The sequence below is a fragment of the Clostridium sp. 1001271st1 H5 genome (genome assembly GCF_005845215.1).
Classification (GTDB): domain Bacteria; phylum Bacillota; class Clostridia; order Lachnospirales; family Lachnospiraceae; genus Enterocloster.
The window spans coordinates 32,136-57,631 of record NZ_SPHO01000016.1; the positions used below are offsets into that span (position 1 = coordinate 32,136).

The 25,496-nt window shown below is 47.8% G+C and carries 20 protein-coding genes; 2 read left to right on the forward strand and 18 right to left on the reverse strand.

Annotated elements, in window-relative coordinates; all coding sequences use genetic code 11:
- Window positions 1–80: 80 nt before the first annotated feature.
- The 18 genes from murD to FGS84_RS21470 all read right to left on the reverse strand — a co-directional run bounded on the left by murD (window position 81) and on the right by FGS84_RS21470 (window position 23,553).
- A complete protein-coding gene (gene murD / locus FGS84_RS21385; protein ID WP_138310352.1) occupies window positions 81–1,430 on the reverse strand; it encodes a UDP-N-acetylmuramoyl-L-alanine--D-glutamate ligase in 1,350 nt (449 codons plus the stop codon).
- A gap of 11 nt (window positions 1,431–1,441) precedes the next feature.
- Window positions 1,442–2,878, reverse strand: coding sequence for a hypothetical protein (locus tag FGS84_RS21390; RefSeq protein ID WP_138310353.1), 1,437 nt, complete (start codon window positions 2,876–2,878; stop codon window positions 1,442–1,444).
- Window positions 2,879–3,093: 215 nt separating this feature from the next.
- The gene (locus FGS84_RS21395) at window positions 3,094–3,621 is read right to left on the reverse strand and encodes a nucleoside recognition domain-containing protein (protein WP_138310354.1); all 528 of its coding nucleotides are present in this window, start codon (window positions 3,619–3,621) and stop codon (window positions 3,094–3,096) included.
- Between the two features lie 196 nt (window positions 3,622–3,817).
- The gene (locus tag FGS84_RS21400; RefSeq protein ID WP_138310355.1) at window positions 3,818–10,129 is read right to left on the reverse strand and encodes a doubled motif LPXTG anchor domain-containing protein; all 6,312 of its coding nucleotides are present in this window, start codon (window positions 10,127–10,129) and stop codon (window positions 3,818–3,820) included.
- A 106-nt stretch (window positions 10,130–10,235) separates the two neighbouring features.
- Window positions 10,236–10,742 carry a hypothetical protein gene (locus FGS84_RS21405; RefSeq protein WP_138310356.1) on the reverse strand — a complete coding sequence of 169 codons (507 nt, stop codon included), beginning with the start codon at window positions 10,740–10,742 and terminating at the stop codon, window positions 10,236–10,238.
- Between the two features lie 280 nt (window positions 10,743–11,022).
- Entirely contained in the window at window positions 11,023–11,895 is an 873-nt protein-coding gene (locus FGS84_RS21410) for a tyrosine-type recombinase/integrase (protein WP_138310357.1), read from the reverse strand.
- A 205-nt stretch (window positions 11,896–12,100) separates the two neighbouring features.
- Window positions 12,101–13,192: a hypothetical protein gene (locus FGS84_RS21415; protein ID WP_138310358.1), complete on the reverse strand. Its 1,092-nt coding sequence runs from the start codon at window positions 13,190–13,192 to the stop codon at window positions 12,101–12,103.
- A 143-nt stretch (window positions 13,193–13,335) separates the two neighbouring features.
- The gene (locus FGS84_RS21420; protein WP_138310359.1) at window positions 13,336–14,298 is read right to left on the reverse strand and encodes a D-2-hydroxyacid dehydrogenase; all 963 of its coding nucleotides are present in this window, start codon (window positions 14,296–14,298) and stop codon (window positions 13,336–13,338) included.
- Between the two features lie 43 nt (window positions 14,299–14,341).
- The gene (locus FGS84_RS21425; RefSeq protein ID WP_138310360.1) at window positions 14,342–15,244 is read right to left on the reverse strand and encodes a TIM barrel protein; all 903 of its coding nucleotides are present in this window, start codon (window positions 15,242–15,244) and stop codon (window positions 14,342–14,344) included.
- Between the two features lie 16 nt (window positions 15,245–15,260).
- The gene (locus FGS84_RS21430; protein ID WP_138310361.1) at window positions 15,261–16,229 is read right to left on the reverse strand and encodes a transketolase C-terminal domain-containing protein; all 969 of its coding nucleotides are present in this window, start codon (window positions 16,227–16,229) and stop codon (window positions 15,261–15,263) included.
- Window positions 16,222–17,055, reverse strand: a complete 834-nt coding sequence (locus FGS84_RS21435) for a transketolase (RefSeq protein WP_138310362.1) — start codon at window positions 17,053–17,055, stop codon at window positions 16,222–16,224. The genes FGS84_RS21430 and FGS84_RS21435 overlap by 8 nt, the downstream gene beginning before the upstream one ends.
- A gap of 37 nt (window positions 17,056–17,092) precedes the next feature.
- Window positions 17,093–18,100, reverse strand: coding sequence for a nucleoside hydrolase (locus FGS84_RS21440; protein ID WP_138310363.1), 1,008 nt, complete (start codon window positions 18,098–18,100; stop codon window positions 17,093–17,095).
- A 42-nt stretch (window positions 18,101–18,142) separates the two neighbouring features.
- Window positions 18,143–19,417, reverse strand: a complete 1,275-nt coding sequence (locus FGS84_RS21445; RefSeq protein ID WP_138310364.1) for a TRAP transporter large permease — start codon at window positions 19,415–19,417, stop codon at window positions 18,143–18,145.
- A 3-nt stretch (window positions 19,418–19,420) separates the two neighbouring features.
- Window positions 19,421–19,936 carry a TRAP transporter small permease gene (locus FGS84_RS21450; protein ID WP_138310365.1) on the reverse strand — a complete coding sequence of 172 codons (516 nt, stop codon included), beginning with the start codon at window positions 19,934–19,936 and terminating at the stop codon, window positions 19,421–19,423.
- A gap of 53 nt (window positions 19,937–19,989) precedes the next feature.
- Window positions 19,990–21,069 (reverse strand): TRAP transporter substrate-binding protein, encoded by a 1,080-nt coding sequence (locus tag FGS84_RS21455; RefSeq protein WP_138310366.1) that lies wholly within the window; start codon window positions 21,067–21,069, stop codon window positions 19,990–19,992.
- A 30-nt stretch (window positions 21,070–21,099) separates the two neighbouring features.
- Window positions 21,100–21,924 (reverse strand): sugar phosphate isomerase/epimerase family protein, encoded by an 825-nt coding sequence (locus FGS84_RS21460; RefSeq protein WP_138310367.1) that lies wholly within the window; start codon window positions 21,922–21,924, stop codon window positions 21,100–21,102.
- 9 nt (window positions 21,925–21,933) lie between these two features.
- Entirely contained in the window at window positions 21,934–22,437 is a 504-nt protein-coding gene (gene rpiB, locus FGS84_RS21465; protein WP_138310368.1) for a ribose 5-phosphate isomerase B, read from the reverse strand.
- A 108-nt stretch (window positions 22,438–22,545) separates the two neighbouring features.
- A complete protein-coding gene (locus FGS84_RS21470) occupies window positions 22,546–23,553 on the reverse strand; it encodes a LacI family DNA-binding transcriptional regulator (RefSeq protein WP_138310369.1) in 1,008 nt (335 codons plus the stop codon).
- A gap of 330 nt (window positions 23,554–23,883) precedes the next feature.
- Here FGS84_RS21470 and FGS84_RS21475 point away from each other — a divergent pair, with 330 nt between their 5' ends.
- Window positions 23,884–24,567: a GntR family transcriptional regulator gene (locus tag FGS84_RS21475; protein WP_138310370.1), complete on the forward strand. Its 684-nt coding sequence runs from the start codon at window positions 23,884–23,886 to the stop codon at window positions 24,565–24,567.
- 116 nt (window positions 24,568–24,683) lie between these two features.
- On the forward strand, window positions 24,684–25,490 hold the full coding sequence (locus FGS84_RS21480) for a BtpA/SgcQ family protein (protein WP_138310371.1): 807 nt from the start codon (window positions 24,684–24,686) through the stop codon (window positions 25,488–25,490).
- Window positions 25,491–25,496: the final 6 nt, after the last annotated feature.

A 25,496-nucleotide genomic window follows, 5' to 3' on the forward strand; every position in this document is an offset into this window, starting at 1 on the left:
TGTTCGCACAACCCCCTAAATCCTTATAAAATTCTTAAAAGGTTGTGATTTTTTTGTTTCATTTACAGTTTTATCCAAATCTACTTCTTAAATACAAGACGCGAAAATGTCTCTCCCCGTTCCTCGAAATTCCGGAAGATACCATAGCTGGCTGCTGCCGGTGACAGCACGCAGCTTGTGCCCGGCCTTGTTATCTGACGGGCCCGCTTGACCCCGTCCTCCAGATGCTCTGCCAGTATGAGTCTGGCCCTGTTCCTGAATTCAGGATAATATTTATGTATCTCCTGGTATATCCTCTTGCCCGTGGCCTCCATCAGGATAATATGGGGCACACTGCATTCCGACAGATACTCAATCAGCTCCCTGTAGTCGATTCCCCTGTCCATGCCTCCTATGAGCACTGTGTCCGTATCCTTCAGGGTCCTCAGAGCCTGGATGGTGGTGTCGCAAATCGTGGAAATGGAGTCATCATAATATTTCACGCCCTCCCGCTCCCCGATATACTGGAGCCGGTGGGGAAGGGGCTCATATGTCCTGAGGCCCCGGGCAAATACCTGGTCGTCCATTCCCAGTATACTGCATACCCCGTAAGCCACGCCTATATCAAAATAATTGTGCTGTCCCAGCAGCCGGATTTCATCTGTGGGAATCCGGAACGCCCTTCCCTGATAATGGACCCAGGTACCGTCCTGCTTCTGAGTCACATCCAGCTCCCCGCCGCTGCCGTCCATACCAGCCCTTACCAGCCTGGAGGGACAGGCCCCTTCCTCCGGCAGGCATTGTACGTTGCAGATTAAGATATCATCCGGGCGCTGGTTCTTAAAAATATGGCGCTTGGCCTCCACATACTTTTCCATGGTGCCGTAATGGTCCAGATGTTCCTCATGGATGTTCACCAGAATCCCTATATGGGGGGAAACAGTCATATACTCCAGCTGGTGGCAGGACAGTTCAAACACAATCCGTGTGTCCGGCTTCACTTCCTCCATATGGTCCAGGGCAGGTATGCCTATATTGCCCACCAGCAGGGCATCCATTCCCGCCTGTTTTAGCAGGTGATACAGAAGGGTTGTGACCGTACTCTTGCCCTTGGTTCCCGTGATACCAATAATTTGGTCCCGGAAGCACCGGAAAAACACTTCTGTCTGCGACAATATACTGCACCTGTATTCCTTTTCAGGCCGTTCCAGGACAATACCCGGACTTTTAAACACCACATCGTAATCATCCAGGCATTTCTGGTAATCCGGCCCGGTGTACCACAGTGTACCGTCCTCAGGCACGGAAGCAGGCGCCTTTACATCCGCAATATCCAGGGCTTTATAGGTTCCCAGCTGTCTGAGGACATTCCAGGTGGACTGTCCCTCCCTGCCATAGCCCAGAAGCAGGACACGCTTTCCCTTAATCCAGGGCTCTATTTTCTCAATCACGTTTGTTCTCCTTATAAGCCATCCACGCAGTATTTCCTCACCAGCAGCGCCAGGTCATCCGGAACCAGGTGATTGGCGTCATAGTAAGATGCGTACTGGTCCCCCCTGGCCCGGCAGGTCCGGTACTGGTCCGTTGTTTTATAATAGGAAAGAAGACGCGGCAGGGGTTCTCCGGCTTCCTCCAGCCTCCTGATTGTAAGTACGGCTGCTGTGTTTATCTCATCACGGCTGCCCACGCACTCAAAGGGCTTTTCTTCCTTTATGCCAACCAGCTGGTCCAGGGTATCTTTTAGGTCCCAATCCTCCAGCATATTCCGCCCAAAGATATCCATAACCTCCTGCGCCGGAAGAAAAGGCGACAGAATCAGGTACACAAACAGGCACTTGGGACAACGGCCGCACCAGGAATCTGTCTTGCTGCCAGCATTGCAGCTGCGGAAAATACCGTGGTACTGCTTCTGCCCGGCAAAATACCGGGCTATCTGGAATTCACTCAAAGGGCGCAGCATACTGAAGTAATATGCGCTCCCCTTCAGATATGTGGTCTGATAATAATGGAAATCCTCCTCAAACTTAAAGCTCTTGGAATACTGGTGGTTTACCGTGGTGCCCTGGACCGTGCTCTCATTGGCACTGGATTCATTGGACAGCGCCACCATGGAAAGACCGTGCATTCTGGCTGCTATGATGCTGGAGAATGCCACCAGCGCGGAAAACGGCGTATGGCCGTTCAGGTATCCCTGCCGGTTAAGCTCCAGCATGTTGGCATCCAGGGTCCTCCTTACGCTTATGACATGGTCCGTATCCAGTCCGGCCACCTCCGTGGTGTGGATGGTCGCCCCTCTGGGATTGATGATATAGGCGTACACGGTCTTTCCCGCCAGCCGCATAAGTTCCAGTGTCACCGCAGAATCCTTTCCCCCGCCAATGGGGACCAGGACGCCGCCTGATACCTGGGAAGCACTGTGTACGGCGCTGACGCCGGGCGCCTCCCCCTCTTTATCCGTTTCCGGGCCGCCCTCTGCGGACAGTCCTGTACGCCGGACGCCGCACCGGATATCCATAAAATGATTGGGGTCAGCTTCCTCTATGCCGTTCACATAGAAAAATTCACCCAATCCATTGAAATACAGGTCTTTCCACCAGTCTGTCTGGTCCTGGTTCAGGTATCCGGCCTCCACTATCACCTCGGGAGGGCAGGCGATTTTCCAGTAGCTCACCAGCTCCACCATTCCCAGGGAAAATATCATATCCTGCATGAGCCTGTCTTCCGACCATCTGCAGCTGTCCCCATCTGCCTTTGGGAACACCCACACCGGCGCAAATTCAGACAGCCCCATGGTTTCAAACCGGTATGTAATCCGCAGCTCACTGTCATTTTCCTCTGTTTCATATCCTCTGTAAGCAAATCGGGGATACTGCTCCCGCAGGCTCAGATACTGTTTCATTCCTTATTCCTCTTCTCTTCACAGCATAAACCCGCTGTATGCCAGGGTATGTCCGGACCGTCCAGCCGGAGTGTCCACTCCCGCTGCCCGCAGGCATACCCAAAAACCCTGCTGTAAACATATACAGGGCGCACATACAACGGATTCCCTTTTTCTATGGCTATTATAGTCAATAACCCTTGATATTGCAATGTTTTTTTGCACTCCGGACTGTTTCATCTCACTGCCCCGGCCAGTACCACGCTGGCCGCCACTCCTGCCGCTGTGGCAATGAGTCCTCCGGCCAGTGTATATCTGGTCCTGGTTATGCCTACACTGCCAAAATACACGCTCAGACAATACAGAACTGTCTCGGTGCTGCTCATAAGTACAGATGCAATGAGTCCCAGTGAGGAGTCTGTGCCATACTCCTTAAATATATCCAGCACCAGACCGGTTGCCGCTGAGTTGGATACCAGGCGCACCAGGACCACTGGTACGATTTGAGGCGGTATGTGCAGCAGGGCCGCAGGCATTGTAAGCAGTTCTCCCAGAAAGTCCAGAAAACCGGAGGCCCGCAGTACACCCACTGACACCATAAGCCCCACCAGGGTGGGCAGGATACCGGCCACTGTCTTCATGCCGTCCTTGGCACCATCTATAAAATCATCCAGCACAGGACGGCCGCACAAAAGGCCGAATCCCACAATATAAAAAATCATCAGAGGGACCATTGCCTCTGACAGGAAAATCAAAAATTTCATGTGTCAGTTCCGAGTCTGTTTGTTTATTACATCTTATTCCATACAGGATTGTTTCATGACGGGAAAAGGATGGCTGCAGCGCCTCTCCCCCATTTGCAAAAACTGCCGTCCTAAAAGGAACGGCAGTTCTGCTGGTCTGTTTACGTGTGCACACCCTCACGTTCGTGCAGCCGCGGCATATCCATACCGCACTCCGCTATGATTCCCGCTTTCTCCCATGAAGGGCAATATATAATCCGGTCACCAGGGAGGAAAGTATTGCAATAAGGTAGTAACTGCGGGGACCTTCTCCTGTCTTTGGCAGGGGCGCCAGAGGCACATCCTCATCCAGAATTGTTACTTTTGCCGGGTCATCCGGCCACTGTGCCATGGGTACCTGCTCCGGCTCAATATTGATAGTCTCTCCAGGGCCTCCGGAAGGATTATATCGGCTGGAGCCTCCGCCGGAACCGCCTGAGCTGCCGCCGGAGCCGCCGCCCGATGGCTCTGTCTCACCTCCGGAAGGTTCTGTTTCGCCGCCGGAGGGTGTTTCATCCGGCACATGATTGTCGAACACCACCTCTGTCTGCTGCCCGGCTGCAATCATCACCACTTCCGTATTGCCGTCCCTGCCGTTGACACGGACCTGGTAGCTGAAATTCTCCCCATCAATAGGGGTGCCCTGTGCATCCGCCACTTCCGTCACCGTATATTCTCCTGTAGGAAGCAAAATCACCAGGCTGTTATCCCTGCTGTCCGGAACATAGTGAAGCAGGATTACCTGCCGGATTCCGTCCAAGGATTCGCCTTCTTTATTATAATAGCGGTTTCCGTCCCATATGGTAAAGTAAAATCCTTCCTCACCCTGCAGGGCCACTTCCTCTCCTGTCACCTGTTTTGTTATCTTCAGGGCTCCCTGACTTCTGACATTTTCAAATATAAAGGGAATTCCTGTATTTTCTACAACCAGTATCTCATCCGGATATTCCCTGGCATCCTCTTCATCCGGTATAATGAAATACCTTCCTTCCGCCTTTTCATAGCCCTGAGGTACCACGGTTTCTTCCAAATAGTAAAGCTGACCCTTTTCAAGCCTTTCTATCAGGGCGCTGCAGGACCTGCCCTGCTCATCTTTTACCGGTTTATAGGTACCAGCCGGTTCCATATTACTATCGCCCACTTCACCGGCCTTATACAGCGTAAATTCAGCGCCGTCCAGAGGGCGTCCTGACTGGTCCACCTTATAAATCCTGACCGAAAAATCCCCTCCTCCGGTTGCCCATGGCTTTACGATTTTTACTGCTTCCTCCACTGTATCCTCAACAGATTCCTGGCTGCTGTAGTAGAGCTTTGCTGTGTTTTTGGTGCTGATGGTTGAACCCACAGCCCCATTGAGCATGACCTTGTAGACAATTCTGATTGGCGTCTCGTCCGGCAGGTTGGATATCTCAAAACTCCTATCCCCCACACTGATAACCGCTTCCCGGATTGCCTCCGACGTATTGGCATTGCTCACCTGGAAGCTGTCCGGAAGATAAATCATCTTGTCATTTCCCAGGGTATCCTTCACCGCCAGGGTGCCGGCGCTTATATCTGCTCCCGGCTTATTCACCAGGATGGTATATACGGCAGAAGGAGCAGTGGAACCGCTGTATTCCATTCCCTTTTCCAAAAAACCCTTGTCAATGCCAGTGCTGGCCGAAACCTGATAAAGAGGCGTTCCGTCAATGAACATCTGGGCTTTATTTACAAACTCCTTTACGGACGGGTCGGTTATTTTGGTGGTGACATCCAGATTGACATGGTTTCCCAATTTATAACCGCTAAAGTTTTTTTCAACCTGGTTGAGATGAATGGTCACTATCTGGCTGCCGTCAGACATTCTGACTGTATAATCTCCTGCCTCCTGGCTGAGTATATATTTCATATTTTTAAACTTAATGCTTTCCAGGACCATTCCCTTTGGAATTGTCTCCTCAATGTTTACTTCTTCGAATTTACCCAAATCATGGGGGGCGTTTCCTGAGCCGTAGCCTTTATTAATATTCAGGGTCCATACAACCTCACCCTTATTGGCATCTGTCTTGGACACGCTTTTTGACAGATAGTCGTCAACATAGTATGGCTGTGAGGCCCATCTGGTCCAGGTGGAATCTTGAATTGTCAGCTCAGCCGTATTCTTAAAACGAAGATTGTCTGCCCCATTCCTGCTGAAGCCGGCAAATGCCTCCTTTGCCACATAGCTGTTATATGCAATGGTGACAGGTCCCTTTACCGCTTCATTAAATTTCACGGTAAATCCGCGGTTTCCTAAATTCCTGTCAAAGGCCAGGTCATAAATTCCCTGGTCCGGTCCTATGGCATTTCCATTTCCATCTGTCAGTGCAAAGCCGTCCTTAAACTGTTTCAAACTGCCGAATGTGTGCTTATCCAGATACGTTCCCATCTCCCCGGCATTCCATCTGATGACTGTCAGCACATCCCTGTATACGGCATCCCCGGGTATTACTGCTGTGTCTGAATCTGTCACGCCGTTTGAATACGGCGTAAGGATTGATTCCCAGCGGATGGTGCCAAACTCATCGCCCCATCCAATGACACCCGCCCTGTTCTGGGTTACCGGTTCCTGGCTGTTTTCCTTCATGTCACTGCTTAAGTTCTTCTTTGAAAGAGTATAGGTATTATAGAGAAAACCTACCTGGGTACCTCCTCCCACACCCGGGAAACCGCTTCCCTCAGGGGCAATCATCTGAATTTCATTGTTCAGATTGCTGCCCTTGGGCTCATTGACCGTTGTATAATACTTGAAGTCATAGAAGTAATTACCTGGAGCCGGTATCTTCCACTCCCATGTTTTAGCCTTTTGGGATTCCTCCTCCTTATCCGTATCAATGGTCCAGGTATCCATTACCTGACCGCCGTCACCCCTTTTATCATATGCAGTTATTGTTACCTGGCCTAAATACTCCTGACCTTCCTGGTCCTTGTGGTTGAGGTCCAGCGTGTCTTTCACCGTCCAACCGGTAAGATTGATTAAATCAGGGTTCACATAAACGTGGTATTCGATGAAAACCGGTATTACTTCCCCTTCTCCGTCTATCTTCTCGTTATAATGTGTTATGCCGCTTTTTGTGACAATGGATGCAGAGTGGCTGAAGGATGAGTCTGCGCTTGCGGAGGCGCCTTGGCTGCTTGTGACAGTCACCTTGTTATTGAAACTGAGATTCAGGGATGCGCTTACCTTTTTGCCTTCATCCTCGGTCTTGCCGGATTTCCCCCATGCCCCGGGTTCAATGTTCATCCAGTAGCTGAGCACTGCCTTTTCACCGGGTTTCATACTGGCGGGAGCGCCGCTGCGGTCCAGCAGCTTAATAAGCTTCGATGTTCCGTTTCCTCCATCCGGCTCTGCGAACTCAGCCCCGGCTATGCTGCTGCCTTCGGATACAGAATCCACCGCAATACCGGCCTCAGAATCAAATGATATTACATCCTTTTTATTGTCATTGAATTTATCCAAAATCCGGATATCTGTCAAATCCCCAGTGTTATCCTTTCCTGCCTCAATTGCCACATGGAAGCGCACTGCTTCGGGAATCCCCATTTCAGAGTAACGTACATCCCCGTCTTTTTCTGTATCGGTATCAGCCCATTTGTCATTGTTATGTGTCTTCTTCACATTTACAGAATGCTTTTCCACAACAGGCACCGTTTCAAATACCAGCGTCTTATCGATGTCCCCGCAATGAATGACTATCTCCGTTTTATCTTTGTTCTCACCGCTAAAATCTATGCTTCCGCTTACTCCGGCGGTTCCTTTAAATCTCTGCCCTACCTGCGATTTGGTAATGCTTATATTGATTGCGCCGTCTTTCTTTATACCGGCCCTTCCGATTGCACTGCCCGATGTGTCCAGCACATCAAAACTTACCGCATCATACAGTATATTGGCAGGAAACCGGTAGGTAAAGCTGTCCCCGGCCTTTACCAGATAATCCGCAAGACTGGTATCCCCGCTGTTTTCCATGGCATAGGAAATTTCAAACCATGTTTTGATATCCCTGGGAAGGGGTTTCCCATCCTTAAGAGTAATCCGTGTGATTCCATCGTCCCCGGTTGTTTCTGTTACTTCCAGTTCCTGATTGTTCTTGTCACACACAGTAAGCTTCGGATATCCGGCGTCCATCAGTCCCTGGTCCTGAATATCGAACACCCGGCCGGCAGCCTCATCCCCGCTCAGAAATGCCGGAGAAAAGGTTGTGAAGTGGCTGGTGGCACAGCTTAATGTATTAATCACCTGTCCATCCGGAATCTCCTGATGGCTGTCTTCCATGACCTCCACCGTGTCATCCTGTTCCTTAACCCATAAGACCTGGGCCGCCTCTGCTTCCCGGCTCAGTGTTTCCATAAGGCTGCCCGAGAAACTTACCTCCACCTGACCGTTCCGGTTCCATTCCCCGCTGTCAAGCTTTTCATTGCCAAGCCAAAGGTTGATATCGTATGCAGGCGCTGCAATGACTACCTGTCCCTGCTCCGCGCCCTTCTCTTTAATGACATCCTCCACCTGGTCCGTTACTATTTCAGCCGTGGCCGATGTTCCCCAGGGAAGTACCCCCTGTTCAGCGGATATGGTGATGTCCATTCCGTCGCTCATGTGGAATGTCCTTGAAAATTCAGGGGATATTCCCTGCTCATTCAGGGTGATTTCTATTTTCTGGTCCTCTTCAATGTCCTCCAGGACATACCACGCAATGCCACCTTCTATCTGTTCAGCTTCTAAAGCATTACCATTAGCAAATGCCGATTCCACCATGTATCCGTCTTCTGTTTTCACACCAAAGGTTATGCTCTCACCCTCTGCTGCGCTGCGGGGTCCTTTTTGGATATATCCTTCAGATTTAGGTGTAATCTCATATGTTATCTGATAACCTTCCACATCCTCCAGCACCTTTAGTTTACCCAAAGTGGTGATATATGCCTTAGCCGTGCTGCATCCGCCCATTCCCACCAAATCGCCATACCCGATAGAAGGAGTTGTGTGCTCCTGGTTTTCCGGCTCAGAGGGAGTTGCTTTTGATTCCTCCGGCTCGGAAGGGGTTGCCGGCAGTGCGTCCGGGACGGTTGTATTGGGCGTGGTCGTGTCCGATGCGGTTGTCTCCGGCGCGGTTGTTCCCGATGCGGTTGTCTCCGGCGTGGCTGTATCCGATACCGTTGTCTCCGGCGTGGTTGTTCCTGTTACGGTTGTGTCCGGTGTGGCTGTTCCCGATGCGGTTGTCTCCGGCGCGGTTGTTCCCGATGCGGTTGTCTCCGGTGCGGTTGTTCCCGATGCCGTTACCTCCGGCGCGGTTGTTGCCGATGCGGTTGTCTCCGGCGCAGTTGTGTCCGGCACAGTTGCCTCCGGTACGTTTGTTTCCGGCCCAGATGTTTTCGACTCAGATATATCTGTTCCGTCCGTCTCTGGCTTAGATGATTCTGTTTTATCCGCTGTTGTCCGTTTATCTTCGAACATTCTCTCCTGAACAGTGCTGTTCAGGGTTGCGGTATTCTGAACCCCGTCATCCTGTTTCACAGCTACCCTTGGTACTTCATGGGAGGAACGTCCGGCCACAGGCTCTGCAGTCTCTGTATCTGCGTCCTGGGCGTCCTGGGCGTCCTGGGCTTCCTCTGCGGTATCCCCGTCATCCTTTTTTCCTGCCCCGGCAGCATCATCCGCTTCGGTTACCCTGCCCGATTCTGCGCTATCTGCAGATTCCTCTACCCCGTCCGCTTCTGCGCTATCTTCAGTTTCCTCTGCCCTGCCTGCTTCTGCGGCACCTGCAGTTTCCTCTGCCCTGCCTGCTTCCGTAGCATCTCCTGTCTTCCCTTCCCCGTCTTCTGAGGCATCTGTTTCTTCTATCCAGCCTCCATCCGCTGCATCTGTTTCTGCCATCCCGCCTGCTGCGGTATCTTCTGCTTCCTCTGCCTTCCCTGCCTGTTCCGTCTTCCGTCCGCTGTCAGATGGATTTGCAGGTGCGCCAAAATCAATCCGGTTATCCCCAAATGCATCCTCGTAGCCCTTAACATTCACACGCCTGGTTCTCTTTTCACCGCCCTCTGACAAATCAATGACCGTTGAAAATCCCATTGTGCTATCCCCGTTATTGACATAGAGAATTACAATCTCCTCCTGACCGGTAAGCGTATATGCATCATCCACATCCTCCGGCAGACGGATGAACGTGCGGATTTCCGCTTCCATACCCGGACCGTCAAACTCCGGATAAAATTCATACAAGGGCTCCTGGTTCTCAAAAAATATCTGATAATATTTTTCCAGCTTGCCATCCGTAAAATTTAAATCAGCTTCCGTTACCGGCGATGCCCCATTTCCTATCATCTCTTCTATGGCATCCACAAAGTCTGACCCCTTAATGATAAAGTCCACACGTTCACCGGCGGCAGCATAAGCAATATTTGAACTGTTTCCCACATTCGCAAAAGCCAGTGCTGCTGACAGGCAAAATGCAGTCAATCTCTTCCCAATATTTTTCATATTGACCTCCCTTATAATTTACACATGAGAATATACACCTTTTGGGTTACATTTGAGTTACATTTGTTATTTTTTCGTAAATTCCCATTTTTTCTTGCCGAAGGCCCTATATCTGTATCATTCTCACCATGCGCATCAGCTCCAGCGCACTCCTGAAGCTGACCACCTCCCCCTTTGTAACTCTCCCCCGCACACTTCCCTGCATGCTGGAATTCTGTCTGTATTTTATATAAACCACCAGCACTTCCCTGGCCTTCAGCGCATGCTGAAACGGAATATGGTCTATGCTGTAAACCAGGTTATCTTTGCTGGCCTGGGGATGATGGGCACTGGCTTCCCTGTACTGTTTTTCCATCTCCCTGTTTAAAAACCTGTAATCCGTGGTGGGATGAGGGGCTCCCACCCAGTTGCACATCTCATCCAGCTTCAATATCATGTCTCCGGCCCCGTTGTACGGCACCGGTTCCCTGAGATAACAATTGCAGATTTCTCCATATGGTTCCCCTTCTTTTGTGCCCTGGATACATACCATCATCGTGCTTGCCCTGTCTGATACAATTAATTCCTCAATACGCCTTATGGCCTCTTCATCCTGTACCAATCTGCCGTTCATTTTTATCTCCTCTTTCATTCATGGTTTTTGATTTCCTGCTTACAACAGAATCCCTCTTTTGTTGTAAAACATTATTTTTACTGTCCCCCCTCACCTATCAGAAAAAACCTTTACGGTAAATCAGTACAAATTAAAATACACAAAAACCAGGCCGGTTAGATAGGATTTTAACCAGCCTGGTTTTTGTGCAGCAGAGCCCAAATAAACCAACAGCTTTTTACATTCATATGGCATACACGGAAAATATGTAGTATAATACTTTCAAACAGATGCCTGCTGTTTACAACAAAAGAGGGATTCTGTTGTATCTGTCTATCAGCAGATTCATTTTCTCCAGCTGTCTGAGGTGTTTCTCCCCGCTTTCCATTGTATAGATTCTTGTAGTATTGACACTGCTGTGCCCCAGTATATCTGCCAGCCTTACCAAATCCTTTTCCTGACTGTAATATACCCTTGCAAACAGATGCCTGAGATTATGGGGAAATACCTTGTCCGGGTTAACTCCTGCCTTTTGGCTGATTTGTTTCATTTCCCGCCATATATTGCTCCGGTCCATGGGCTTTCCGCTCCGCGTGACAAATATCATTCCGGATACAATATTCATTTTTCTTGCATATGCCTTAAGAAGCCTGCACAACCCATCGGTCAGGAATACGGTCCGTACCTTTCCCTTGCAGTCCACCTCTGCAATCTGCCTGTCCACTGCATTTACCGTAATGTAATTCAGCTCCGATATACGTATTCCGGTGGAACACACGGTCTGGAGCAGCAGGCACAGCCTCTCGTTTCCTTCGCTGCCGGCAACCTTCACCAGACGTATATACTCCTCCCTGGAAAGCTCCCTCTGCCCGGAACAGAATACCCTCTGTTTTACCTTTATGAACCGTACCGCACAGTCCTCCCAGCCAAGCCATCTCAGGAATCCATTGAGGGCAGCAAGGGCGCTGTTTGCAGTAACGGGAGAAAACCGTTCCCTCAGTCCTTCCTTCCACAAGATTACCATATCCTTGCTAACCGGTCTTCCATTCATATATGACCTGAACAGATTCAGATAATAATAATATTTTTTTATGGTGCCGCTGCTCATCTCGTTCTGATGCATCTGGCGGCAATAATCCTTCATCATACTGTCTGAAATTACTCTCTTAGCCATGTCCGTTCCTCCTTGAGCTGTCTTTGGTCTGTCCCTCATCGGGTAGGTTTCCCATTCCATTGCGGTTTATTCTGCCTTAATGATTAGGTTTTACAGGTAAAATAAACAGGCACCCGAAACCCAAACAGTTCCGGATGCCCATTCATAAGCTTACCATTTCATAATTACACCCTGTAAAGCTGCGCCTAACAGCGTCCTCCAGCTTCTACAGGCCAAGACCTTTGCTCACATTCACCACAAAATCCTGCACATTGGTCACAATGCTCTTGGCAGACAGGCTTCCCCTGTCCCCCAGCTTGTTCACAGCAAATTCAGACACATCCACACTGTAAAAATACACCTGGCGGATGGTGCCGTCCGGCATAACGCGGAAAGACGGCGTCATGTTGCCTGTTGCAATGGAGTGAAGCGTGGTGGCCATGCAGATAACTGTGGTAGCCTTTTTCACACAGTCCCTCATGGCATCCTGCCCTTCATATACATTGGCATATACCTCAGGCAGCGGACCGTCATCACGAATGGAGCCCACCAGCACAAACGGCACATTTTTCTTCACACAGCTGTATATAATGCCGTTATCAATTCCCTCTTTTTCAACAAAGTCCGGAATAGAGCCGTGGTATTTTACCCGGTTGATGGTATCGATGTGGTTGTAATGACCGTTTGGCTGACTGTACTGGGTATAGATATTCTGCCCCAATGCAGTGTTTAAGTAAGCGCCCTCCAGGTCATGGGTGGCCAGTGCATTTCCCGCTAATAGAGCATCCACATATCCGTTCATCACCAGTTTTGAAAAGGCTTCCCTGGAATCGGAGTCAAAGGCGCAGGCAGGCCCCATAACCCACACCACATACCCGTGCTCCTTCTCATGGCGAAGCAGTTCATAGATGTTGTCGTAATCCTTGGAAAATGCAGTTTCCCTGGAACGTCTCTGGCGGAAGGCAAATGCCTCGTCATGGCCTCCCTCTCCCTCGTCAAAGCCATTGGGATATACGAAGATTCCGTCCTCACAGTTCTCAGTCCGCCCTGTAAAGACCAGGTCCCCCTGTTTTAAGTTCCTGAACTCCCTGACATAAACCGCTCCATTCTCATACACTGCCACGCAGTCCATACGGCTCTCTTCTGCCAGCAGCCACTGTCCCTTAACCTTAAAATACTCCGGAAATATAGTGGTGGCATGGTAATTCTCCGGTGCAACCTTATCCTTTGGCGCCGGAGCCAGCACAGCGTCCGGCGCATCCGTAAATTGGCTCTGGCTGAAATCAGGCGCCTTATATTTTACCAGTTCAAATGACATTGAGTTATCCCCCTATACAATTATAATACTATATGATTTCATTCTTAAGTTTAAGCATATCACGATTCGCGGCGCCACGCAATGACGCCAGGCCATGTTTTCAACGGCCTGGCGTTATAATGTTGTATATCGAGTATTACTGCCTAAGGATTCACCACATTCTGCGGTGCTCCGCTGAGAAATGCATGGAGATTTTCCACCGCCAAATCCATCAGTCTCTGCCTGGATTCCTTGGGAGCCCATGCTATATGCGGGGTTATAATGCAGTTGACCGCATCCAAAAGAGGATTATCCATAGAAATAGGCTCCGCAGACACCACATCCACTGCTGCTCCAGCTACCTTTCCACTGTTCAGCGCATCCCTCAAATCCGACTCCACTATGAGCGGCCCTCTGGAATTATTAATAATCATTACTCCATCCTTCATTTTACCAATGGTATCCTTATTGATAATACCCTCTGTTTCCGGAAACAGAGGACAATGAAGGGCTATCACATCAGATGAAGCAAACACCTGATCCAAGGAGGCATATGTACACGTTTCGCTTACCAGCTGCGGATTCTGATATGTATCATATGCCAGTACCTTCATTCCCAAAGCCTGGGCTATGCGGGCCGTTCCCTGGCCGATGCGTCCAAATCCGATGATACCCATGGTCTTGCCGGCCAGTTCAATTAAAGGATGGTTCCAAAAACACCAGTCCTGATTCTTTGTCCAATCACCCCTTTTTACACAGTCCGAATGCTCGCCTATGTGATGGCACAGTTCAAGAAGCAGGGCTATGGCATATTGGGAAACAGCGTCCGTTCCGTAGGTGGGAATATTGGTCACAATGATTCCGGCTTCCTTTGCAGCCTTTACATCTACCACATTGTATCCTGTGGCCAAAAGACCAATGTACTTAAGCCTTGGGCAGGCATCAATGACCTCTCTGGAAACAGGCGTTTTATTGGTCAGTATAATCTCAGCATCTCCAATGCGGGCAGCAATCTGACTGTGGTCCGTGGTACGGTCATACACAGTTAAGTCCCCCATAGCCTCAAACCCCTCCCAGCTTAAATCCCCGGGATTCTCTGTATATCCATCTAATATTACAATCTTCATATATATTTTCATCCTTTCCTTTTACCCAGCGTACAATACAGCGTTAATCCTCCACCAATGCCCATGCCCGGTTAATCACACGCTTGGTGTTCGCCAGAATGATATCCCCGTCTTCATTACCCCATGGTTTTACTTCCAGAGACAGAACATAGGGCATCAAAGACTGGAAGAAACCTTCCTCCTTTAAGACAGTAAAGAAATCTCTCAACTGTTCCACATCATTCGCACTGTTGGGAAATCCAAACCTGGGGTGCTGGTCGCCGTAGGCCTCACAGCCTTTTCTGACCACCGCATTCCCAATATGGAAATGAGTAATATAGGGACGCAGGGTCTGCACCACAAATCTGGACGTTTCATAAGTAGTTGGAAAATGTGATAAATCCACCATGAGTCCAAAGTTATTATGGGACATCCTCATATCTGCTGCAAACCTGGCCGCATAGGGTGCCGGTCCCATAAGGGCTGATTTATCCATGTCAAAATCAAATACCTCCAGTTCCACCATCATTCCCTTTTTTGCTGCATGGCTGCAGACAGACCTGGTGGTTTTTAAGAGCTGTTCATAGGCAAGATTCCGGGTTGCCTCCTCCCATCTGCCTGCCAGGAACGCAATCCCGCCAGCCCCCAGATATTCGGCCTCATCCACGGCCTTTATAAGTACCTGCTCCGCCTGTTTTCTTCCATCTTCATCTATATTATTGGGGTTAAGTCCGGGCCCCAGCAGGCATGGCTGTGCGCCAAAACATACCTTAAGATGGGATTGTTCCAGAAGATGCTTTACCTTTTTCCTGGTCTCTTCATCTGGAATGCTGGTGATCTCAACTGCCGAGAAATATTCATCTGCTGCAATTGTCTTTATGGAATCCAACAGGTCATAGGATACCGGCGGATGGCTCATCCACTGAATGGTTCCCACCTGAAAATATTTCTGAATTGAATCTTTCATGAGCTTCTCCTTCAACTTATCTATTAAAATACCCGTTCTGTTTTATCACTTGCTTCTGCCGGATTACCTCCCTGGCTCTTGCAGCTATATTCCGGGCTCCATACCCATATTTTTCCATTAGCTGGTCAAGGTCACCGGACTCTGCAAATGTCTCGGCTCCCAGGATTGACACGGGTACAGGGCAGGACGCAGATACCGCCTCTGCTACCGCACTTCCCAAACCTCCCCGGATTGAATGTTCTTCCACGGTTAGTATGGCCCCTGTCTTTCCGGCACATTCTTCTATAAGCTCTGCATCAATGGGCTCAACCGTATGCATGTCAACAACTGTGGCGCAGATTCCCTGCTGTTCCAAAAGGTCCGCGGCCTCCAGTACACGGTGAAGCACGGTTCCGGTAGAGATAATAGTAACGTCGCACCCTTTCCTGTGAACGATTCCCTTTCCAATCTCAAATTCCATATTATCCTCATATACCACCGGGTGAGGAGCCCTGGACAGACGAAGATATGCCGGCCCCTTGTAGTCTGCCAGTGCCATGACTGCCTTTTTTGTTTCCACTGCATCTGATACGGATATAACTGTCATACCTGGAATGGACCTCATGGCGGCTAAATCCGTAATGGCCTGATGGCTTGCCCCGTCATAGGAATCCGACAGTCCGCAGTATGTTCCGCACAGACGCACATTCAGGCCGTCATAGGCAATCAGGGACTGGATAGGGTCTAATGCCCTGGATGTCATAAAAACAGCAAATGTATTAACATAGGGAATGAATCCCTCCAGCGACAGCCCTGCCGCCATATTAACCATGTTGAGCTCGCTGATACCCACATTGAAATAACGGTCCGGATACTCTTTTCCAAAGAGGACGGACTTTGTGGACCCCCCCACATCTGCTTCCAGCGCAACCACCTTCCGGTTTAGCCCGCCCAGTGCTTTTAATGCCTGTCCATAGGCATCCCGGATAGCTATCTTATCACTCATGTGCCCTGCCTCCTAACTCCAGTTTTGCCTGCCTGTATTCCTCATCATTGATGGGCTTTCCATGCCAGATATTCTTTCCTTCCATGAAGGAGACTGCCTTTCCTTTTACAGTACGGCAGATAATGATTGAAGGCCTGTCCTTTACTGACTTTGCCTCTGATACCGCATCTGTAATGGCCGCCACATCGTGGCCGCTGCAGCTGATTACATTCCATCCAAATGCATTCCATTTGGCGGCTATGTCTCCCATGGGCATGATTTCTTCCAGTGTACCGTCCAGCTGCACACCATTATAATCCAAAATAGCTATGCAGTTGGCAGTCTTAAATTTCGAGCCAGCCATGGCCGCCTCCCACACAGCTCCCTCCTGTGTCTCACCATCACCCATAACCACATATATATATGCGCTGCTTCCTTTCAGCCGTTCCCCCAGCGCCATGCCGATACCGGCACCCAGGCCCAGGCCCAACGGGCCTGTGGATAGTTCAATCCCCGGTGTCTTATGTACGCAGGGGTGGCCCTGGAGATGGGAACCCAGCTGACGCAGGGTCCTCAGGTCCTCTCTCGGAAAATACCCCATATCTGCCAGAATCAGATATAGCATAGGTGCCGCATGCCCTTTACTTAGTATGAGCCGGTCCCTGCCCTCCATATTTGGATTCCCGGAATCCGTGTTCATGATTTCATAGTACAGAGCGGCCAGAATCTCCGTGCAGGACAGAGAACCACCGGGATGGCCTGTCTGAATGCTGTGCAGCAGGTCAATGAGGCCGCCGCGCAGTTGAAGACATTTATTATCTAATTCCAACTTTCTTTCTTCCGTCATATGCTATCTCCTCTATCAATAATCCTCACCAATGGATTTAATCCGTAAAAGCAGCTGTCATATCTTTAACCCATTGCGCTACAAGAGCCTCCCCATCTACATCATATGCAAAGAAATTGTTGGGCTCACGTCCCCATAATCCCATATAATCAATAATGGTCTCTCCATCGCAAAGTCCCTGGGTTTCAATGTCAATTGTAGTGTGCATGGTACGGAACCACTGCGGATTAATTAAATAACCTGTTGTGGTTAAATCATTAAGGCCAATCTCTCCCTTTTTTCTATTGGCCTGATTTTCTGCCTTTATTTCTCCCACTTTATTTCCATTTTTATCATAAATAGGTTTTGCCGCCTTATTGATACGGAAACTCAGCAGCCTGGTAAGAAAATCCGTTACTCCGGTTCCGGCTTTGGAAATAGTCTCCAAATCCTCCACCCTCTGGGTGACCATATCACATACATCCAGGCCCAACTGCACCACGGGTATTTTAGAGTTGTACACCACCTTAGCCGCCTCCGGGTCCACCATAACATTATAGCTGGCCCTAGGAGCCTGATTGCCGGATACCTTAAAGGTTCCCCCCATAAAAATCACTTCTTTCACATGATTTTCAAAGTCAGGGTCCAGTAAAACAGCTAACGCGATATTGGTCATGGGGCCTAAAACAAGAATTGTAATTGGCTCAACTGCTTCCTTTGCAATGCGTACTAATTCAACCGGAGCATATCCCTTTCCCACCTTTGTACAGGGCATGGGGAACCCCAAATCTCCAAACCCATCTTTACCATGCATCCAGGATGCTTCAATGGAAGGGCGCACCAAGGGGCGGTATGCTCCTTTATACACAGGAATATCCTGCCGTCCGCATACTTCAAGTGTGCGCAGTGCATTGATTGCGCACCAGTCTACTCCCACATTGCCGTTGGTAACAGTAATCGCCTTAACATCAAACTTTCCGCTTGCAAGGACCCATAAAATGGAGGCCGCATCATCATCTCCCGGGTCCGTATCAATAATAACCGGTATTTTATCTGTATTTTCCATACATCTCTCCTTAGTTTTAATAATCCGGTAAATCAATGGCAGTTAACTCCCCAACATTAATTCCGGTAAAAATGTTACGATTGCAGGACAATATGTTATAAGGAACAGCGTTAGCACCAACAGTGCAAACATCGGCATGGCTTTCCTGGCAATCCGCATAACAGGAATCTTCGTCACTGTATTTGCCATGAACAATGATAAGCCTAAAGGCGGGGTCAGAAGTCCCAGTGTCGTGTTAAGCGCCATAATGACACCCAGATGGACCGGGTCCACTCCTACCGCCGTAAGTGTTGGAAGTATCATGGGGGCAGTAATTAAAATTGATGAAATACCTTCCATAAAACAACCGATTATCAACAGCGCAATATTAACCAGCAACAGAAGCAGATATTTGTTGTCCGTAAGGCCAATTAATATCTCGGAAATCATTTTGGGTACATTTTCAAACGTAATCATATATGAAAAGCAGGATGCCATTGCAAAAATTGCAGAACAACTTCCCAATGTTTTTCCGGTATTTACAAGAATAGCCGGCATATCCTTCCACTTCAGTTCCTTATAGACAAACATTCCTAACAAAAATGAGACGACACAGGCCACGCCTGCTGCTTCTGTGGGAGTGAAATATCCGGTATAAATCCCGCCTAATACTACAATGGGAATCGACAGGGCTCCGAACCCTTCCGGGAGGGCTTTTATAATTTCCTTGATGGAATAGGCCTCGCTGGTGGGGAAATTATATTTTTTAGCATACCAGCATACCTGTAGCATAAGTACAATTCCCATAAGTATACCCGGAACCAGTCCTGCCATAAGCAGCGCTCCTACGCTTGTGCCAGATACCACCCCGTACATAATCAGAGGCAGGCTCGGAGGAATAATGGGACCTATGGAAGCAGATGCACAGGTCAGGGCAGTGGCATACTCCTTGTCATATCCCTGTTCCGTCATCATCTCTATTTCCATTGGCCCTAATGCAGCCACATCTGCAACAGCAGAGCCTGTTACCCCGGCAAACATCATGGAGGCTACAATATTTATATGTGCCATACCTCCTTTGAATCTTCCCACACACACCTTTGCAAAGTGGATAATTCTACCCAGGCTTCCCCCCTTATCCATAATATTTCCTGCAAGTATGAACAGAGGGATTGCCACCTGTACAAATGTATTCATTCCTGAAAATTGGCGCTGCAGAATGGTCCAGGCAGGAAGGTCATGGGTAGCAAAATAAAACAGACAGGTTCCTCCTAAAACATAGTAAATAGGAATTCCCACTATCATTAAAACTGCAAATATTATAAATACGATTCCCATAAGCTATTTCCTTTCTGCCGCCTTTAATTCGCTAATCTTATTGACTATATTGACAATACCAAAATAAATTGCGAATGCATATCCTATCATAGGTCCTAAGTAAACATAAAACAGCGGAATCCGCAGTTGGGCTGATAAAGTACCCGCATTATACGCATAGGCAATATAGTCTTTTCCTGACCACAATACAACTCCCATAAAAAGACAGCCGAAAATAATCCAGAAAATACTCATACAGCCTTTAACCTTTTCAGAAAAACCGTGGATGAACGCATCTACGTTGGACAGCATTCCATGTCTGCTGGCCACAGCAAACCCAAAAAATGTAGCCCATATACAGCAATACGTACTGACCTCGTCCAGCCATACCACCGGTATATTAATATTACGTCCCAGTACACCTATAAAAACGGACAGTCCCAATATTCCCACAAATATTCCTATAAATATATTCAGGATTTTTTCAAATACCGCTGCTATCTGGTTTAAGCTTTTTATAATGCCCTTCTGTTCCTTCATTTGTTCCTCCTATCCGCCAGCCGGATGCAGTGCATCCGGCTCTTGCCCAGGTGCTACTTTAATTCCATTATCTTTTTTGCAATATCCTGTACCCATGGCTCCATCTGACTTAAATACTTTTCCCGCACAGGGGCAATGGTTTGATGAATGGCATCTACATCAATATCAATCATTTCCACGCCCTGTGTCTTTAAATATTCAATATCATCTTTATTAATCTGATTTGCCACTGTATTTAACTCTGTCAGACAATCTGCCATGCATTCATCCAAAACAGCCTTATACTCATCCGGTAATTTCTCATACAAAGGCTTTGAAATCACTAAATACATAGGAGAGGCGAAAATCTTGGGTTCGGCCATATATTTTACGTGGTCATAAAAATTCATGGTACGCACACTTGTGGGAACATGGTCCAACCCGTCCACTACTCCCAGCTGCAGACCGCTGTACAACTCAGACCAGGCGGTTGTGGTGGAGTTACATCCCAATGCCTGGAAGGTATCAACCAGAACCGGAGAACCCATGACGCGGATTTTCTGACCCTGAAAATCTGCTACGGTCCTGATTGGTTCCTTGGTGAACAGCATGCGGAAATAATCCTGGTAATAGCCAACTGCTATAATATTGTTATCTAATGCCTGCTTCTTAAGCGGCTCCATGATTTCATCATCGTTCATAGCCTCTTTCAGAGCTTCGTCACTGGCAAATATCCCCGGCAGGTTAATCACTTCAAAAGACGGCACAAAGTTAGCTAGAAGGGTAACAGCGGCAAGGTTTCCGGCAATGGTTCCCATCTGCATTCCTTCAATTACTTCCTGTTCAGAGCCAAGTGTACCTGAATGATAGATTTCAATTTTAAACTTTCCATTGGTCTTGTCAGCCACCTCTTTGGCCATATTTTCAGCGGCAATATTCATAAAATTATCCGGCGACTGGGTATGGGATATTTTCCATGTGATTTCAGGGAGGTCCTCCGAAGCCTGACTTCCTGCTTCTGATTGCTGCTCCTGATTTGTGGTCTGTTCTTTTCCGGCAGACGTGCTATTGGAACTTCCCCCGCATCCGGCCATTAACGATGAACCTAACACTACCGACATAATGATACTGACTGCTCTTTTCATCCTCTTCATTTTTCCTTCTCCTTATATAGTTCTCAGCTTTTATCTTTTATTGTACTCTTCGATAAATGGTTTCAAATATTGTACGGATGCCTGGGCCATCTTATCGGGATTTTCTCCCGGAAGTATCTCCACCGATACCCACCCATCATAATCTGCCATCTTCAGAGCGTCAAAAACTCCTTCAAAATTTATGTGTCCCATTCCCGGCGCATACCGGTTGGAATCTGCAAGATGAACATAACGAATCCATTTGCTGTTCCTCATAAGGCTTTTTCCGATATCATCATCCTCAATGTTCATATGGAACACATCCGGCTGTAATCCGCAATTTTTTTTGCCTACCTGTTCCAGGATAGCCGCACCTTCATCAACACTGTTAATAAAGTTTATCTCATATCTGTTAACCGGTTCCAAAATCATTTCCACATTATACTGCCCTGCAATGTCGCATATCTCCCGCATTGTCTCTATGAACCGTTTTTCTGTCATCTGCCGTGATGTGTCTTTTGAAATGAACCCCCTGGCACGTCCGATATTTACCTTTCCCCCAAATTCAGAAGCCAGCTTAATCAAATCAGCAAATACCCCTATTGTCTCTCTGCGTACCCCGGGATTGGGGTGAGTGAAATACATTCCTCTCTCTGCAAATACCTGTCCTGTAGAAATGCAGCTTATCTCCATCCCATACATTTCCAGCCATCGCCTTAATTTGTCCCCGTTAATCTCAGATGCATCCTTAAGTGCCAGTTCCACGCCGTCATAGCCACATTCAGAAGCTTTTCTTATGGATTCCTCAAACCCCCTCCATACAACAAATGCGCTTTCCTTTGCCTCACTTCCCGCCACTGTAACCGCTATTTTCATACCAGCCTCCTATCTGTTTAAATCATGGAATATATCTTCCTGTAATGGAATGATTGGCTGACACAGATGTTCCTCAGCTTCCCCAATCAGTTCCAGGGAAATAGAATGCCGGCCGGCCTCGTACTCAGTATCCAGCCATGCATCCAGAATATCCAATGCTTCCAGCTCACCTATCACCTTCCCCCCAAGGCACAAAACATTTGAATCATTATGGGCTCTTGTCATCTTCGCCATATAGGTATCGGTGCACAACGATGCCCTAACCCCTTTAAACCGGTTGGCTAATATACTCATACCGATTCCGGTCGAACATATAAGTATTCCTCTGTCCGTTTCCCCCCTTGACACTGCGCCGGCAATTTTTGCTGCATAGTACGGATACCTTACTATTTCTTCAGTGCCGCTTCCTATATCTACATACGCAATCTCCCTTTTTTTCAGATGCTCCATGATTGATTGTTTTAATTTATATCCGCCATGGTCATTTCCAATATAAACCGGTTTCTGCAGCATTATAAATACCACCTTTCAACATATAAAATTTTTTCTTCCCCTTCCCTATAGCAGCATCCGCACACACCGGGCGGGGGTGAATCGTTTCATTTTGTACCTAAAAGATAATCATCTTACCATTCCAACACTTTCCCTGATAATAAGATGATTTTCTAATGTAATCCGTTTCGTTGTATCCATGCCTTCACTTCCGTTTATGCATGCATGCAGCATTTTCAAACATTCTGTCCCCATATTATATTTCGGTTGATGGACTGTGGTTAAGGCCGGATTTGACAGGTTGCTCATTTCAATATCATCATATCCAATAATTGAAACATCCTGGGGAATGCGATACCCCATGGTCTGCACTCCCTTCATTGCACCGATTGCCATCATATCATTGGCTGCAAAAATTGCAGTGGGAGGGTCAGGCAGGCTCATCAGCTGTTTCGCCAACCGGCATCCGCTTATCCAGCTGTAATTTCCGCTAACAACATATTCAGGCCTGTAGCGAAGCTTCCGTGATTCCAGGTAACGTTTATATGCATCCAGCCTGCACTGGCTGGAATAGGATTCCATCATGCCTGTAATCATGGCAATCTGCTTGTGCCCGTTCTGTCCCAGAAAATTCATTGCACAGATGACACCTTGCACATCATCTGCATTTACAACATGAAACTCATTTCTGATGTCAATACTGGCATCACCTAATACCAGCGATGTCCTCTCCTTCACATCAAGCAGTTCGCCGTACTCCAGACGCGGCTTTAATAAGATAATCCCATCAACGCCTTTGGAAAGCAATGCTTTTATATATGCCCTTTCCTTTTCCGTATCCCTGTCATCGTTACATAGAAATACGGTCAGTCCTTCCCGTCTTGCTGCATCTTCAACACCCCTTGCCAATTCCGGATAATATGGATTGGTTATGCTGGGGATAATCAAGCCAATATTCTTAGTTGTCTTGGTCCTAAGGGCACTGGCGGTCATATTGTAATGAAAACCTACTTCCTTCATTGCATCATAGACCTTGCGTTTGTTGCCCGGCCTTACATTATTCTTGCCATTCAAAACATTGGATACGGTTCCCAGGGAGACTCCTGCAACCCTTGCAACATCTTTTATTGTTGCCATCTTCCTTTACCCCCGCATACTGTAATTTATATTTCCAAAATAAAACGTTTCATTTTATGGTCAAATTATATCAGTGTGCACTGCATATGTCAATAATATTTGTGCAATATGTCGATGTGCATAGGTTTGTGAAGATTTTTTTTACTAATATGCACAACTTTTATCGTTTTTTAATGCAAATAAATGAAACGGTTCATTTTTCTCCCGGCGTACATCCTTTATTTCACCCCCTTGACCATATACATTTTAAGACACGCTCTAGTATTAAATGCTTTTATATGTTAGAATGACGAAAGAATATGCTTTACACGGAAAGGAACAGCAGCTGTTATGTCAGAAATCAAAGAACAAATTATTGAGTCAAAACCGTTGCGCGAGCAGGTTGCGGATATTGTCAGAGGTATGATTTTAAGGGGCGATTTAAAAGCAGGAGAGCAAATCAGTGAACGTACCATTGGCCAGATGCTTAATGTCAGCACCACCCCTGTAAAGGAAGCATTTCGTTCCCTGCAGGCTGAGGGCCTTATCTATACGCGCCCGCGCCGCGGCTCATTCGTATCCGAGATATCGATTGATAATATGCTGGAAATTGCTTTTATGAGAAGTTCATTGGAAGGCGTGGCCGCATATTATGCTGCTAAAAATGCCACTGACAGCCATTTAGCTGAAATGGGCAGGATATTGGATATGGTATATCCGCTGCTATCCCTTAAAGATGAGAAGTCACTGGAAGAGATTCAGCAGTACAATATTTCTTTTCACTCAGTCATCCGCCAGACATGTAATAATAACTATCTTGTCCATCAGATAGAAACCCTGCGCACCATTGATTATAGTTTCCGCAAAGCAGCCCATATGAAATATATTGAAGAGCCAATCCCCGCCCACCAGGAGCATAAGGCTATACTTGAAGCAATTTCTTCTCACAATTCCTCGTTAAGCGAGAAGCTGATGGTTTCCCATATCCGCCGGGTAGCTCTGTTCGTTGCTGACTGTGCAAAAAAAATTCAATAATTAAAAAAATAATAAAACCTATTGACAAATCCATTTTATCGTGATAGTTTAATATTACACCATCTGATATACCAGATATCAGATATCACAAAACTATATAATATGGAGGTCAACACATGAAACGCAGCGATTTAGTAAACGTATTTGGTACAGAACATCCGGTATTAGGAATGATTCATCTTCCTCCGCTCCCAGGCTCTCCTTGTTACAGCGGTAATATGGATGATGTGATTGCCCATGCACTGCGGGATGCAGAAACTTTGTCCGGCAATGGGGTCACATCCATGATTATTGAGAATCTGGGAGACTATCCCTATTACCCGGAAACGACAGAGCCGGAAACAGTTGCGGCAATGACCAGGGTTGCACTGGAAATCCGCAAGCGTTATGATATGCCGCTGGGCATCAATATCCTGAGAAATTCATGGAAAGCAGCCATGGCTGTTGCCGCTGCTGCCGACTGCCAGTATATCCGGTTAAATGTCCTTACAGATGCCACTGTAACTGACCAGGGCCCAATCGTAGGAAAGGCTCATCTTTTAGCAAGATACCGTAAAAGTATTGATGCTGAAAATGTTATGATTTTCGCTGATATTTACTGCAAACATGGAGCACCCATGACTCCAAGAAGCCTGGATACCGTAGCAAAGGAAATGATTGGACGCGGCATGGCAGACGCTTTGATTGTAGATGGCGCAGACTCTTCCCAGCCCGCTCCAATGGAAAAAATCCAGGCAGTCCGCAACGCAGTTCCTGACACGCCAATATTCCTGGGCAGCGGAATGACAGTCAATACCACTGACTATCTGAAAGTTGCGGACGGCTGTGTGTTTGGATACGGAACAAAACCTAGCGGAGATATGAACGATCCTGTTGACGGACCAACCGTGAAGCAATTCATGGAGCAGGTAAAGCAGCTGTAATGACCT

Coding starts and splice junctions, on each gene's coding strand:
- FGS84_RS21390 (WP_138310353.1), bottom strand. CDS start 2,878: ATGAAACAGTATCTGAGCCTGCGGGAGCAGTATCCCCGATTTGCTTAC.
- FGS84_RS21395 (WP_138310354.1), bottom strand. CDS start 3,621: ATGAAATTTTTGATTTTCCTGTCAGAGGCAATGGTCCCTCTGATGATT.
- FGS84_RS21400 (WP_138310355.1), bottom strand. CDS start 10,129: ATGAAAAATATTGGGAAGAGATTGACTGCATTTTGCCTGTCAGCAGCA.
- FGS84_RS21405 (WP_138310356.1), bottom strand. CDS start 10,742: ATGAACGGCAGATTGGTACAGGATGAAGAGGCCATAAGGCGTATTGAG.
- FGS84_RS21410 (WP_138310357.1), bottom strand. CDS start 11,895: ATGGCTAAGAGAGTAATTTCAGACAGTATGATGAAGGATTATTGCCGC.
- FGS84_RS21415 (WP_138310358.1), bottom strand. CDS start 13,192: ATGTCATTTGAACTGGTAAAATATAAGGCGCCTGATTTCAGCCAGAGC.
- FGS84_RS21420 (WP_138310359.1), bottom strand. CDS start 14,298: ATGAAGATTGTAATATTAGATGGATATACAGAGAATCCCGGGGATTTA.
- FGS84_RS21425 (WP_138310360.1), bottom strand. CDS start 15,244: ATGAAAGATTCAATTCAGAAATATTTTCAGGTGGGAACCATTCAGTGG.
- FGS84_RS21430 (WP_138310361.1), bottom strand. CDS start 16,229: ATGAGTGATAAGATAGCTATCCGGGATGCCTATGGACAGGCATTAAAA.
- FGS84_RS21435 (WP_138310362.1), bottom strand. CDS start 17,055: ATGACGGAAGAAAGAAAGTTGGAATTAGATAATAAATGTCTTCAACTG.
- FGS84_RS21440 (WP_138310363.1), bottom strand. CDS start 18,100: ATGGAAAATACAGATAAAATACCGGTTATTATTGATACGGACCCGGGA.
- FGS84_RS21445 (WP_138310364.1), bottom strand. CDS start 19,417: ATGGGAATCGTATTTATAATATTTGCAGTTTTAATGATAGTGGGAATT.
- FGS84_RS21450 (WP_138310365.1), bottom strand. CDS start 19,936: ATGAAGGAACAGAAGGGCATTATAAAAAGCTTAAACCAGATAGCAGCG.
- FGS84_RS21455 (WP_138310366.1), bottom strand. CDS start 21,069: ATGAAGAGGATGAAAAGAGCAGTCAGTATCATTATGTCGGTAGTGTTA.
- FGS84_RS21460 (WP_138310367.1), bottom strand. CDS start 21,924: ATGAAAATAGCGGTTACAGTGGCGGGAAGTGAGGCAAAGGAAAGCGCA.
- rpiB (WP_138310368.1), bottom strand. CDS start 22,437: ATGCTGCAGAAACCGGTTTATATTGGAAATGACCATGGCGGATATAAA.
- FGS84_RS21470 (WP_138310369.1), bottom strand. CDS start 23,553: ATGGCAACAATAAAAGATGTTGCAAGGGTTGCAGGAGTCTCCCTGGGA.
- FGS84_RS21475 (WP_138310370.1), top strand. CDS start 23,884: ATGTCAGAAATCAAAGAACAAATTATTGAGTCAAAACCGTTGCGCGAG.
- FGS84_RS21480 (WP_138310371.1), top strand. CDS start 24,684: ATGAAACGCAGCGATTTAGTAAACGTATTTGGTACAGAACATCCGGTA.